Consider the following 13,324-nt stretch of genomic DNA (forward strand, 5'->3'; position numbering starts at 1 on the left):
CTTAACTTTTCCGCCTTGGCGCGTACGAATATCATGCACACCATGTACATCAGCATGGGCTCTGGCTATATCAAATATGCTTTGCTTTTCATCATCTGGCAGTTCTTTATCCATTAAATGATCGGCACTATCGCGAGCAATATCCCAGCTGTTATAAAGTAAGTAACCCGCTACACCTATCGCAAAAACAGGATCAGCATACAACACACCATAATAAGCTAACAAAATAGCTAATAGCACAGCGGCATTTAATATTAAATCGCCTTTGTAATGTACTGAGTCGGCTTTTATAGCAATTGAATCGGTATACTTAACCACCTTGTTTTGTACAAATACAATGACGAGCGTACACGCAATAGCAAAAATACTTACCCATACACCTAATAAAGAATGGCTTAACTGTATAGGGTTAAATAATCGCTCAATACCATGAAAAGCAAGTAGGCAACCTGAGCCTGCAATAAACGCGGCTTGCCCAAGTCCTGCAAGTGCTTCGGCTTTACCGTGCCCAAACCGGTGATCGTCATCCGCTGGGCGCAGTGCGTAACCCAACACTAAAAAACTCATGGCGGTGGCAGTAATATCCATTAACGAATCAGTTAACGAGCCAAGCATTGAAGCCGAGCCAGAAGCCAGCCATGCCCATGTTTTTGCGCCAATCATTAAACTAACCATTACCATGGTAACAATGCTTGAAGTTTTAACCCAAAATTCGTAGCTACGGTTATGCACGTTTTAATCCGATAATTAGGAGTATTCAATAGTGTGAGTATATCATTTTTTTAAAAGGTTTCGTGTATACTGCCCTTCGTCAAACTACAGATTATTTTATAAGGCTCATTATGCTGGATATTGTTTTATACCAACCTGAAATACCGCCTAACACTGGTAATATTATTCGCCTATGTGCCAATACCGGCTATGCATTACATTTAATTGAGCCGCTAGGTTTTGAGTGGGACGATAAGCGCGTGAAACGTGCAGGACTTGATTATCATGAATTTAGTCATGTTCAACGCCATGCCTCATTTGAAGATTACCTTGAAAAATGTAAACCCAAAAAAATATATGCATGTACAACCAAAGGTAGTCAGTTTCACCATGAAGCAAGTTACGAAGCGGGTGACTGCTTGGTATTTGGCCCAGAGACTCGCGGCTTGCCTGACGATATGATCCAAGCACTGCCAAAAGAGCAGCGTGTGCGTATTCCTATGCAAGCCAATAGCCGCAGCATGAACTTATCAAACGCAGTAGCTGTGTTTGTCTACGAGTCGTGGCGCCAGTTGGGTTTTCCTAACGCGCAGTAAATAGCTTTGAGCTAAACAACAAAAAACCGACATAACGTCGGTTTTTTAGTTTTATAAACGCTTATAAAATTATTCAGAACGTTGCTCTCGGCCTAATAGCGCCATTGCAGCTTCTTTCATATCTTTATTTTCATAAAGCACTTTATAAATTTGCTCGGTAATCGGCATTTCTACACCGCTACGCTGCGCTAATAAATACACTTCTTTGGTATTTCTAAAGCCTTCAACTACTTGACCAATTGATTCAATAGCAGCATCAACGCTTTCGCCTTTACCTAACGCTAAACCAAATCGACGATTACGTGATTGGTTATCTGTACACGTTAGTATTAAATCGCCAAGGCCTGCCATCCCCATGAAGGTTTCTGGCTTAGCACCAAGAGCGCAACCTAAACGAGTGAGCTCTGCAAGGCCTCGGGTGATAAGTGCGGTACGCGCATTAGCGCCAAAACCAACACCGTCCGAAATACCGGCACCAATGGCAATTACATTCTTAACCGCACCACCGAGCTGTATACCAATAAAATCATCATTGTTATACACACGGAATGAGCGACCACAATGAAGTAAATCAGCGAGCTGCTGAGCAAATTCAGGCGACGTAGAAGACACTGAAATAGCTGTAGGTGACCCCATCGCCATTTCTTTTGCAAACGTAGGACCCGACAGTACCGCAAGTGGAATGTCATCACCTAATTCTTGCAAAGCCACTTCTTGTAACAAACGTCCAGTATTAGGCTCAAGCCCTTTAGTTGCCCACGCTACTTTAGCACCGTCTTGCAATGCAGGTTTGATCTGCGCAAGTGTGTCGCCAAAAGCATGGCTTGGCACAACAACAAGTACAATAGCGCTGCTAGCAACGGCATGTTGTAAGTTAGCTTCAAGAGTAAGAGTATCTGGAAAAGGAGCATCAGGTAAGTAACGTTGATTTTTCCGCTCAGCTGCAAGCGTGGCAACGTCGTCGCTATTTCTTCCCCAAAGTGTCACGTGGTGACCATTTCGGGCTAAACAAATAGCAAGGGCGGTGCCGTAAGACCCCGCCCCTAATACAGTAACAGCTGTAGTTGCTGTACTCATAAGTTATGCGTCTGCTGAAGCCTGGTCAGCTTGCGCAGTACGTTGTTGCATGTATTGTGCAAATAACGCATCAAAATTAACTGGCGCAAGGTTAAGCTGTGGGAAAGTACCACGGTTAACAAGGTTTGAAACAGCTTCACGTGCATATGGGAACAACACGTTAGGACAAAATGCACCTAGCATGTGCGCAAGTTGCACTTCTTCAACTTCAGCAATAGTAAAAATACCTGCTTGTTGAATTTCACATAAGAACGCAGTTTCTTCACCAAGAGAAGCGGTTACAGTTAGCGCTAAAACAACTTCAAATACACCTTCGTCTAGTTTGTTAGAGCGTGTATCTAGGTCTAGCTTAACTTCTGGCGTCCATTCTTTTTGAAAAATGGCCGGAGAGTTTGGCGTTTCAAACGATACATCTTTAGTGTAAATACGTTGAATAGTAAATTGTGCGCCGTCTTGTGCAGCTGCTACGTTTTGATTTTCTTCGTTCATTGTTATTCCTAACTTGTTCGTTATTATAATTAAATTAAGCGTTTAGCTTAGCGTCAAGTTTACCTTGCGCTTCAATAGCCATCATGTCGTCGCAGCCACCGATATGTTCATCATTAATAAAAATTTGCGGTACTGTGCTTGCACCACCTGCTTTGGCAATCATTTCATCGCGTAGCTCAGGCTGTACACCAATATCATAATTTGTGTATTCAACGCCTTTGCTGTTTAAAAGCGAAAGAGCACGCTGACAAAATGGACAATACGCCTTGGTGTATAAAACAACATTACTCATAATAAATCCTCTATCGGCCTAGCTAAACTGATTAGCGACCTGTTGTAGTTGGTAAGCTGGCAGATTGCCACGCACCCATGCCACCTGCTAATAAGTAAACTCGTTCAAAACCAGCTTTACTCATAGCGGCTGCAGTACCTTGGGCAGTCATACCTGTAGTACATACAACTATAATGGGTTTAGTCTTGTACTTTTCAAGGCTTGAAAAGTCAGATTTTTTCGCATTCTCTGGGCTTAAGTGCTCAGCACCAGAAATACGCCCTGCATTAAACTCTTTTTGCGCACGTATATCGATTACTTGACCGTCATCACGGTTAATAAGTAACGTAAGCTGCTGAGGATTTATTTGACGAACAGCTGAAAGCTTACTCTTTATCCAGCCACTAACAATAAGGAAAACAATACCAACCCAAGCAAGGCTTAAAATGGGATGATTTGTAATAAATTCAATATATTGATCCATTCTACTTCCACTATGAAATTATGTTTTAAACCTAGGGCGTGTTGGCCTTTGTGGATTGAAATTTGTTCAATCTAGGGGCGATTAAATCGCGGCGCGAGATTTGTAACCTAGTGGGCTAAGTAAAAACCGAGCAACAAAGAGGTAATAGTCCCTAGAAAGAACCCAACGGGCAGCGTATGTTTGGTATTTATGCTACGTTATCGCCTATTTATGGGGAGTAACCACACTTCATAGGCTCTGCCTTGCCTAAAAACCAAACATACTGCTGCAAATTCAACCACCAAAGTGCAACACGCCCTAATATTTTAAGGATTTTGTACTTTAGCCACGCAAGTATACCCAAACCAACCTAAAATGCGAGTTTAGGAGCACTTAGAGACGTTTAAAAAACGATAAAGCCCCCCACATATAGTTAACAAGAACTCTGGATAATAAATCTATCTCAAGCAGAGTTCAGGTTAGTCAATGAGGTATAAGTGAAAAAATTTAATATCTTGTTTTCAATGCTGATCCTAGCTTAAAAACACGGTATGCTAAAACCACGCTAATAAACCTTTTAGGTGCACAGTATCCATCAACAGATACTAATTTTCAGGAGCTATTATGACAGAGCATAAAAAACCACTGGTATTAATGATTTTAGACGGTTGGGGATACCGCGAAGATACGCAAAGTAATGCTATTCTTGCAGCTAACACACCGGTATTAGACAATTTATGGGCCACACGGCCACACACATTAATATCAGCTTCGGGTTTAGATGTTGGTCTTCCTGATGGTCAAATGGGTAACTCAGAAGTTGGCCATGTGAACTTAGGTGCTGGTCGCATTGTTTATCAAGATTTCACCCGTATCACTAAAGCAATTAACGATGGCGAATTTGATTCAACCCCAGCCTTAGTTGAAAACATAGATAAAGCGGTAAGTGCAGGAAAAGCAGTTCACATAATGGGTCTTTTAAGCCCAGGTGGTGTGCATAGCCATGAAGACCACATAGTTGCTAGCATAAAACTTGCTGCAAAACGTGGCGCTAAAGAAGTTTACTTTCATGGCTTTTTAGATGGCCGCGATACACCTCCACGTAGTGCTAAAGCGTCAATCGAACGTATTGAAGCGTTATTTAGCGAACTTAAATGCGGTCGTTTGGCGTCACTTATTGGCCGCTACTACGCAATGGACAGAGACAACCGTTGGAACCGCGTAGAAAAAGCTTACAACGTAATTGCATTAGCTGAAGGTGACTTTAATTTTGATAACGGCGTAGAGGCACTTAATGCAGCGTACGAGCGCGACGAAAACGACGAATTTGTGGCCGCTACAACCATTACACCAACAGGCGCCGCTCCTGCTTCAATAAACGATGGCGACACTCTAATTTTTGCCAACTTTAGAGCAGATAGAGCCCGCGAAATTACTCGCGCTTTTGTTGAGCCTGATTTTGATGGATTCGCAAGAAAAAGAACGCCAGAGCTTAGTGCATTTGTAATGATGACAGAGTATGCAGCCGATATAGATGCACCTATTGCCTTTGGTTCAACACCGTTAGTAAACGTACTTGGTGAGTGGTTTGAAAAAAATAACAAAACACAGCTTCGCATTTCAGAAACTGAAAAGTACGCACACGTTACGTTTTTCTTTAGTGGCGGGCGCGAAAGTGAATTTAAAGGCGAAACACGCGAGCTAATTCCTTCGCCGCAAGTTGCAACCTACGACTTACAACCTGAAATGAACTCAGAAATGCTAACCGACAAACTAGTAGCAGCAATTAAAAGCGGTAAATACGATGCTATTATTTGTAACTACCCTAACGGCGATATGGTTGGTCACTCTGGTGTATTTGAAGCTGCTGTTAAAGCTTGTGAAGCTGTAGATAGCTGTATCGGACGTGTTGTTGATGCACTTGAAGAGTTTGGTGGTGAAGCACTAATAACAGCCGATCATGGTAATGCTGAGCAGATGGCTGATCTTAAAACAGGCCAAGCGCATACTGCCCACACTAGTGAACCGGTACATTTTATATATGTTGGTCGCGATGCAGAGCCTATGCAAGGTAAAGCATTAAGCGATGTAGCCCCTACAATGCTTCACTTAATGGGCATGGAGCAACCAAGCGAAATGACTGGTACGCCTATCATGATGTTGAAATAACACATGAATAGACGTATTAACCGGTTAATTAAGTGCGGTTTAATACTAACTTCATTAGTGACTGCATCTGCAGTTGCTAATGAGGATCGTACTAAAAAAGACTTATCAGAAGTTCAAAATGCACTTGAGCAAAGCCAAGCTGAGTATAACGCCCAAAGAAAAAAAATAGCGTCGCTACAAAAAAACCTAAAAAGCCATGAACTCGATATAGCTAAAAATGCTAAAGCACTTAACATGGCAGAACAATCAGTAAAAGAAACTAAAACACAGCAAAAAGAGCTACAAAATAAAGCCGATGAGCTCGATAAAAAGCACACTCAATTTCAGAAAATTTTAGCCGCGCAACTTAAAAGCGCCTATATGGCCGGTGGCGACGACTACTCTAAAATGCTGTTAAATCAAGAAGACACTGCAAAATTTGAGCGCACACTTAGTTATTACAACTACTTAAATAAAGCCCGTATTGAACAAATTGAAGATCTAAAAGACCTTCAAAAGCAAATAGTACAAAACCAAAAAGAGCTTGTTAAAACACAAGAAAAACTAGCGCTTTTATTTGATGAGCAAAAAAGACGTCAAACTGCATTGCTTAATGCACAAAGTGAACGCCAAGCTAATCTTAAAAATTTACAAGCTCAGCTCAACAGCACCAAAAGTTCAATAAACTATTTAAAAGAAAACCAACAAACTTTGGTAGCAACAATTGAAGAGCTCGAAAAAGAAAAAACACAGAAAATTGAATTACTGGGCCTAAATGAAAACAAAGGTAAATTGGACTGGCCGAGCAAAGGCAAGTTAGAGCACACATTCGGCCAACGTAAACATGGTGGTATTGATTGGAAAGGCGTATTAATTGGTGCAAAAGAAGGCACTAATATTAATAGCGTACATAACGGCCAAGTTGTATTTGCCGATTGGCTAAAGGGCTATGGTTGGGTAATTGTTGTAGACCATGGTGAAGGTTTTATGAGCCTATATGGTCATGCCCAAACACTGCTAAGAGATGTAGGCGACATGGTACGCGAAGGCGAAACTCTTGCTTTAGTTGGCCAAAGCGGCGGACAAGCTAGTTCTGGTCTATACTTTGAAATACGCCACAAAGGACGCGCAGTAAATCCTGTAAAATGGTGCAAACGCATTTAATTAAATAAATCGCTGCACCGCTCTGGAGCAGCTGATGACAACTAAAAAAACTGCAGTAATTACCATTGTTCAAAAAAATACAGGCTTTTATATAAGTCTGTATTTACTTGTATTACTAACCTTAATCGCTTTTTCTAGTAACGTACTAGCAAGCTCGATTAAAGATCTTAAAAGACAACAAATAGACGAAATACTCTTTAACATCCATGCCTACTACGTTGAAGATCTCACCTTACAAAATAGCCACCACATTAAATATAATAGCCAACAGTTTGAGCGCTTATATTCAAAGCTCGACTCTTACTCTAAGTACTTAAATGAGCACGAACTAACCTCATTATTTGATAACACAAACGGGCGCTATACAGGTATTGGTATTGAGGTTAAAAATATCGACGAGAATATGACTATTGTTAATGTGGTTAATAACTCCCCCGCAAAAGCAGCGGGTATTTTGCCAGGCGATATTATTGTAAGTGTAAACAACCAAGCAGCCCAAAACCTTACAATCGATGAAGTAGCAACACTAATAAGAGACAGTAAATTTTCAAATATAGACCTAATTATAAATCGTGATAACAATAAAAACCCACTCACGTTTCATGTAGCACGCCGCCAAATAAACCTCGAAAGCGTAACAAGCGAACTTCTAGATTTTGGTACTGGTTATATAGCTATCAATAATTTTTCTAACCACACATTACATGAGGTTGCTCTGCAAGTTGCTGCCCTGCAAAGCCACTTTGGTTACCCGCTCAAAGGCTTAGTAATTGATTTACGTGATAACCCAGGGGGTACATTACAAAGCGCAGTAGCGGTATCAGACCTATTTTTACAAAGTGGCACTATAGTGACGACTAAAGGACGTTTTTACGATGCCAACCAAGCATTTTATGCAAAGCGTGGAGACATTCTAAAAAATGCCCCCATTGTTGTGCTTATAAATGAAAACTCAGCCTCTGCAGCCGAAATACTTGCAGCAGCACTTAAAGATAATAAACGAGCAACCGTTGTTGGCAGTCAGTCTTTTGGGAAGGGTTCTGTACAATCGCTCATTCCGCTAGGTGACGGCAACACTGCATTAAAGCTCACCACAGCTAAATACTTTACACCTCTAGGTAAATCGATTGATGGAATAGGAATAACCCCAGATGTGGCGGTTAATCAAACAAACCTTTCACAAAGTAATAAAGTCGTTATAATAAAAAATGAACACACTAACAGTAACGCGCAATTACTTACTGGTAACTTCGCCGACTTACAGTTAGTTAAAGCAAAACAATTACTCAGCATGCAATAGCTTGTATAAGCTGTTAAACAAAGCTAAAAAGATAATAAAAACTATAAACGTGAAAATAATAAAATGGCTAATATTAGCTATTTGTTTTAGCTCAGCAACAATTAGCGCTAAACAAATAGCAATAGTGATAGACGATATAGGCTATCATCAACGGGACTTAGAGTTCCTTTCCTTACCAGGGCAATTGTCGTATTCAATTTTGCCCCATACTCCTTATTCGCAAATTTTTGCAACGCTTGCTAGTCAATCAAACAAAGAGTTATTACTTCATGTACCTATGCAGGCACTTAACGGTAAAGAACTCGGACCTGGCGCGCTTACTTTAAATATGAATAAAGAGCAGCTTCAGCAAACTCTTGGAACAGCTCTCGCTAGTTTACCGCAAGTTAAAGGCGTTAATAACCACATGGGCTCAGCGCTTACGCAGCAAAGCCAAGCTATGAAGTGGACAATGGAAGTACTTAAAAAGCGCCATTTATATTTTTTAGATAGCCGCACAACCGATTTAAGCCAAGCACAAAATGCTGCTAACTTTTTAGGTGTTGCCAATATTAGTCGCCAAGTGTTCTTAGACAATATAACTACACCAGAACAACTGCAGCTAAGGCTTGAAGAATTAAAACAACTAGCCATCACTCATAATTCCGCTATTGCAATTGCTCATCCCTACCCAGAAACAATCGAATTTTTACGCCATGCCTTACCCGAGCTAACTAAGCAAGGTTTTGAGCTCGTGCCGGTTTCGCAGCTGGTTGAGCGTAAATACATTCAGTTAGCGCAGGCTGAGGGGAAAGGGATTAGTGCTAGATGATATAAGCTTTAAATAATGCTATATCCGAATGATAAACTAATACCAATTCGCTTAATTAAGTGGTCTATTTTGAGGGCGGAAAAAAGTGTTGATAGCTAGGCAAAAAATTCGCTATTTAGTTGTTCTAAATGAAAATTTTTTAACGCAGGTAGCGACACGTTTAGCCCCGCAAAATGATTAAGTATTATTGCGGATTGGTATAACCATTCAATATGCAGCGCATCGGTATTACTTAATTGGATATTTTATCGTTGGGTTTCGCTTCTCTCAAGCCAACCTACGCGAAAGCAAAAAGCCCCGCATTTTCATGCAGGGCTTTTTAAATTTTGCAGCTTGAACTGTGTTTAGCTCATAGCGCTTTGTAATTTTTTCATCGCTGTTTTTTCAAGCTGGCGAACACGTTCAGCAGATACACTGTACTTTTGTGCAAGCTCTTGAAGAGTCGCCTTATCATCCGACAACCAACGTGCGCTAACAATATCTTGTGAACGTTCGTCTAGTGTTTTAAGTGCGCTAAATAAACGAGTATGCGCTTGCTCTTTCCACTGCTCTTGTTCAACGTCGTCAGCTAAATCAGCTGCGCCATCTGTTAAATATTGTACTGGAGAGTACGTGCTTGTTGGTGCGTCGTCGTTATCGTCGCCCGTTAGGTCAAAGCCCATGTCTTGGCCGCTCATGCGCGATTCCATTTCACGTACTTCTTTTTCACTCACACCTAGCTCGCTAGCAACGGTACTAACCTCAGCTTGATTAAACCAACCTAAACGCTTTTTGTTTTTACGAAGATTAAAAAACAATTTACGTTGCGCTTTAGTGGTTGCAACTTTAACTATGCGCCAATTTTTAAGCACAAACTCGTGAATTTCGGCTTTAATCCAATGCACTGCAAACGATACTAAACGCACACCCACTGTAGGGTCAAAACGTTTAACCGCTTTCATCAGGCCTATATTACCTTCTTGAATAAGGTCAGCTTGTGGTAAGCCGTATCCCGAGTAGCCTTTAGCAATATGTGCTACAAAGCGTAAATGCGACATAATGAGTTGCTTGGCAGCACTAAGATCGCCTTCTTCCTGAAGCTTTTTAGCAAGTTCTTGCTCTTGTTCAACTTTAAGCATAGGAATAGTGCTTACCGCTTGAAGGTAACCATCCATGCTTGCGCTTTGTTGTCCGACTGTAAGTGCCATTGCGTATAAATCTTTACTCATTTTTCACCTCGGTGATAAACATTTGAAACTATCTTAGCACTCTTTCTTTAAGAGTGCTAACCCCAATTTAAAACTTTTTTAAAGTATAAATCAAGCAGTTTTTAGTATGTGTTTAGTCTACTACAAGCGACTGAATAAGTGATGAATTGAGGGGCAGCAGCAGGTTAACCTCGCTGCATCACCTTATTTACAACTCATTACTTCATGGGAGGATAGTACATAAATATGACAGTTTTAATAACAGGAGGTACAACCCAGTTCGGTACGATACGCATATCAAGCTGGGTTGGTTCACTTATAGTTTGCAGGATTGTTTATACTTTATCGGGTTCTATTTCTTTAATATATCGATTTACAGAAAGGTACGAGCCTACAAATCCTAAGCTTGTTGCAAGTAACACTAAAAAGCCGAGCTCATTAAGCGATAATCCAATTAACGAGAAGCTTGTTTGATACACCCCCGCTACACTGCTCACAGCGCTTGAAAGCCACCACATCATTAGTCCTACGCATATAAAGGCAAATAAACCACCTATTACACCATACCAAATACCGGTCCACAAAAATGGGGCATGTATAAAGGTGTTAGTTGCGCCGACTAGCTTCATTACTTGTATTTCTTCTTTTTTATCCATGATCGACAAACGGATGGTGTTACCAATAATAAGCGTCACTGAGGTAAGCAGTAATAATGCGATGGTTATTACACTTTCTTTCAGTAAATCTAGTAATGCATTTAAACGCTCTAGCCACGCTATATCGAGCTTACCAAAATCAACTTCACGTTCACTTTCTAATTTAGTTAGCAGTACTTTAGCGGCATTTGGGTGTCTGTGACGTTTTGTAGGAGTAACAAGTACCACATCAGGTAATGGGTTTTTATCTAAGTACTCTAAAGCTTGCCCAAAGCCAGATACGTCTTTAAATTCAGTTAATGCTTTTTGCTTTGATATAAATTCAACGCTTTCCACTTCTGGATAAAGTGCTAAACGCTTTACTAATGTTTGCGTTTCTTGCTCGTTCATACTTTCTTTTACAAACAACGATATTTCACTCGCTTCTTCAAAACCACTACTTACTTGCTGTACGTTTTTAACAACGAGATAAAGTGTTGCAGGTAACGTTAGGCTCAAACCAAGTACAGCAATAGTCATCATAGATGCAAGCGGCGTACGCCACATTTCACCTAAGCTATGAACACCTTGGCGAAAAATATTAATAATAAAAAAATAACCGCCAGCTAATACTGATTTTTTTTGCTTGTCGTTACTATTTTGACGACTTTTAAAAAGTAAACTCATAGTGCTCCCTCAGCGAGCGGATCTTGAAGCATGCGGCCATCTTTTAAGGTTAGACTGCGGTACTTCATACGTGCAACCAAACCTAAGTCATGCGTCGCTATAAGAACAGTGGTGCCGTGTTTATTAAAGTCCTCAAACAGCTTTAGGATTTCCATTGAAAGCTCAGGGTCTAGGTTACCTGTAGGCTCATCGGCTAACAGAATTGGCGGGGAGTTTACAATTGCTCTGGCAATACCAACACGTTGCTGCTCGCCTCCAGAGAGCATAGACGGATGACATTTTATTTTGTCTATCAGGCCTACTTTATCAAGCGCACCATGAACACGTTTAGCTATTTGCTTATGGTGAGTACCCTCAATAATAAGAGGCAGTGCCACGTTATCAAAAATGGTATAGCGCTCTAGTAAACGGTGGTTTTGAAAAATAATACCTATATCACGGCGAGCATAAGGAATTTGACGCGAGTTTACTTTATTTAAATCAACACCGTTGATAAATACACTGCCTGCCGATGGACGTTCCATTAAGCTAATTAACTTAAGCAACGTACTTTTACCCGCACCACTGTGGCCGGTTAAAAAGGCAAGTTCACCCGGTTTAACATGAAAATTAACTTTTTCGAGGGCGCGGTGCCCTCCAGGATAAGTCTTACTTACTTGCTGAAAATTTATCATCTTTTTATTATGCCAATTCAATTAGTTTACTAATAAAATTGGTATTCCTCGCAATTAAAAAGGGAGCAAGCTCCCTCTTTTGGTAAATTAAACGTCGTCCTCATCTTGGCTAAATAACGCATCAATAAAGTCATCGCTTTTAAAAGCGCGTAAATCATCAATACCTTCACCAACACCAATGTAACGAATTGGAATATTAAACTTATCTGCAACCGCAAAAATAACACCACCCTTTGCAGTTCCATCAAGTTTTGAAAGCGTAATACCAGTTAAGCCAACGCATTGATTAAATAAGTTCACTTGGCTAATTGCATTTTGACCTGTGCCAGCATCAATGGTTAGCATCACTTCGTGCGGCGCATCAGGATCAATTTTTTTCATAACACGAGCTATTTTTTCAAGCTCTTGCATTAAGTTATCTTTATTTTGCAAGCGACCCGCTGTATCTGCAATTAACACATCTATATTACGTGCTTTTGCAGCTTGGAATGCATCAAAAACAACCGATGCACTATCTGCACCCGTATGCTGTGCAATAACAGGAATGCTGTTACGTTCACCCCAAACCTGAAGTTGCTCAACAGCAGCCGCTCTAAACGTATCGCCAGCAGCCAGCATAACCGACTTACCTTCGCTTTGAAATTGCTTAGCCATCTTACCAATAGTCGTTGTTTTACCAACGCCATTTACGCCCACCATTAAAATAACAAATGGCTTTTTATCTTTGGTAATTACTAAAGGCTGTTCAGCCGTTTTTAGCATCGCCGCCATTTCTTGTTTCATTAACTCATAAAGCGCATCACCATCTTTTAACTGCTTACGGTTTGCAGCATCAGTTAAGCTATCAATCAACTTCATGGTGGTATCAACGCCTAAATCGGCGGTGAGCAGCTGTGTTTCAAGATCTTCAAATAATTCGTCATCTATTTTTTTACCACTAAAAATAGATGCAAAACCAGAACCTATATTAACGCGAGTTTTTAACAAGCCCTTTTTAAGACGAGAGAAAAACCCTTCTTTTTTCGGCTTTTCTGCTTTTTTAGCTTCTTCAATTGCAAGCTCTGCTATTATACGTTCTTGTTCTAAACGCTCGTTTTCTGCTTTTCCCGCT

14 protein-coding genes are annotated in these 13,324 nt (G+C 40.6%); 5 read left to right on the forward strand and 9 right to left on the reverse strand.

All coding sequences use genetic code 11. The features are described 5' to 3' along the window. On the reverse strand, positions 1 to 681 hold a 681-nt coding region (locus P20429_RS19420; RefSeq protein WP_081473432.1), incomplete at its 3' end, for a cation diffusion facilitator family transporter. A gap of 161 nt (positions 682 to 842) precedes the next feature. Between P20429_RS19420 and trmL the strand changes: the two genes are divergently transcribed. Then, positions 843 to 1,307: a tRNA (uridine(34)/cytosine(34)/5-carboxymethylaminomethyluridine(34)-2'-O)-methyltransferase TrmL gene (trmL, locus tag P20429_RS10965; protein ID WP_007582820.1), complete on the forward strand. Its 465-nt coding sequence runs from the start codon at positions 843 to 845 to the stop codon at positions 1,305 to 1,307. Between the two features lie 69 nt (positions 1,308 to 1,376). Here the strand turns inward: trmL and gpsA are convergent, their stop codons facing one another. The 4 genes from gpsA to P20429_RS10945 are packed head-to-tail and all read right to left on the reverse strand — an operon-like array spanning position 1,377 to position 3,628. Beyond that, entirely contained in the window at positions 1,377 to 2,384 is a 1,008-nt protein-coding gene (gene gpsA / locus P20429_RS10960) for an NAD(P)H-dependent glycerol-3-phosphate dehydrogenase (RefSeq protein WP_007582822.1), read from the reverse strand. A gap of 3 nt (positions 2,385 to 2,387) precedes the next feature. Next, the gene (gene secB, locus P20429_RS10955) at positions 2,388 to 2,873 is read right to left on the reverse strand and encodes a protein-export chaperone SecB (protein ID WP_007582825.1); all 486 of its coding nucleotides are present in this window, start codon (positions 2,871 to 2,873) and stop codon (positions 2,388 to 2,390) included. A gap of 34 nt (positions 2,874 to 2,907) precedes the next feature. Then, a complete protein-coding gene (gene grxC / locus P20429_RS10950) occupies positions 2,908 to 3,165 on the reverse strand; it encodes a glutaredoxin 3 (RefSeq protein WP_002957783.1) in 258 nt (85 codons plus the stop codon). 31 nt (positions 3,166 to 3,196) lie between these two features. Beyond that, positions 3,197 to 3,628: a rhodanese-like domain-containing protein gene (locus tag P20429_RS10945; protein ID WP_002957784.1), complete on the reverse strand. Its 432-nt coding sequence runs from the start codon at positions 3,626 to 3,628 to the stop codon at positions 3,197 to 3,199. 603 nt (positions 3,629 to 4,231) lie between these two features. Between P20429_RS10945 and gpmM the strand changes: the two genes are divergently transcribed. Genes gpmM through P20429_RS10925 form a run of 4 tightly spaced genes read left to right on the forward strand, consistent with a single transcriptional unit; the run spans position 4,232 to position 9,030 of the window. Then, the gene (gene gpmM / locus P20429_RS10940; RefSeq protein ID WP_007582830.1) at positions 4,232 to 5,776 is read left to right on the forward strand and encodes a 2,3-bisphosphoglycerate-independent phosphoglycerate mutase; all 1,545 of its coding nucleotides are present in this window, start codon (positions 4,232 to 4,234) and stop codon (positions 5,774 to 5,776) included. Positions 5,777 to 5,779: 3 nt separating this feature from the next. Beyond that, entirely contained in the window at positions 5,780 to 6,919 is a 1,140-nt protein-coding gene (locus P20429_RS10935; protein ID WP_007582832.1) for a murein hydrolase activator EnvC, read from the forward strand. Between the two features lie 34 nt (positions 6,920 to 6,953). Further along, positions 6,954 to 8,219, forward strand: a complete 1,266-nt coding sequence (locus P20429_RS10930) for a S41 family peptidase (protein ID WP_007582833.1) — start codon at positions 6,954 to 6,956, stop codon at positions 8,217 to 8,219. Between the two features lie 49 nt (positions 8,220 to 8,268). Further along, positions 8,269 to 9,030 carry a divergent polysaccharide deacetylase family protein gene (locus P20429_RS10925; RefSeq protein WP_164487426.1) on the forward strand — a complete coding sequence of 254 codons (762 nt, stop codon included), beginning with the start codon at positions 8,269 to 8,271 and terminating at the stop codon, positions 9,028 to 9,030. 344 nt (positions 9,031 to 9,374) lie between these two features. On the opposite strand, the gene rpoH is transcribed toward P20429_RS10925, so the two are convergent. From rpoH to ftsY, 4 genes are all read right to left on the reverse strand, one after another. Next, positions 9,375 to 10,238, reverse strand: coding sequence for an RNA polymerase sigma factor RpoH (rpoH, locus tag P20429_RS10920; protein WP_007582838.1), 864 nt, complete (start codon positions 10,236 to 10,238; stop codon positions 9,375 to 9,377). A gap of 314 nt (positions 10,239 to 10,552) precedes the next feature. Then, complete coding sequence (ftsX, locus tag P20429_RS10915) at positions 10,553 to 11,539, reverse strand: permease-like cell division protein FtsX (RefSeq protein WP_007582840.1); 987 nt, start codon at positions 11,537 to 11,539, stop codon at positions 10,553 to 10,555. After that, on the reverse strand, positions 11,536 to 12,213 hold the full coding sequence (ftsE, locus tag P20429_RS10910) for a cell division ATP-binding protein FtsE (RefSeq protein WP_007582842.1): 678 nt from the start codon (positions 12,211 to 12,213) through the stop codon (positions 11,536 to 11,538). The genes ftsX and ftsE overlap by 4 nt, the downstream gene beginning before the upstream one ends. Before the next feature lie 87 nt (positions 12,214 to 12,300). Then, positions 12,301 to 13,324: signal recognition particle-docking protein FtsY (gene ftsY / locus P20429_RS19425; RefSeq protein ID WP_050548733.1), on the reverse strand; the 1,024-nt coding region annotated here is incomplete at its 5' end.

It is taken from the genome of Pseudoalteromonas sp. BSi20429 (assembly GCF_000238895.1).
Taxonomy (GTDB): domain Bacteria; phylum Pseudomonadota; class Gammaproteobacteria; order Enterobacterales; family Alteromonadaceae; genus Pseudoalteromonas; species Pseudoalteromonas arctica.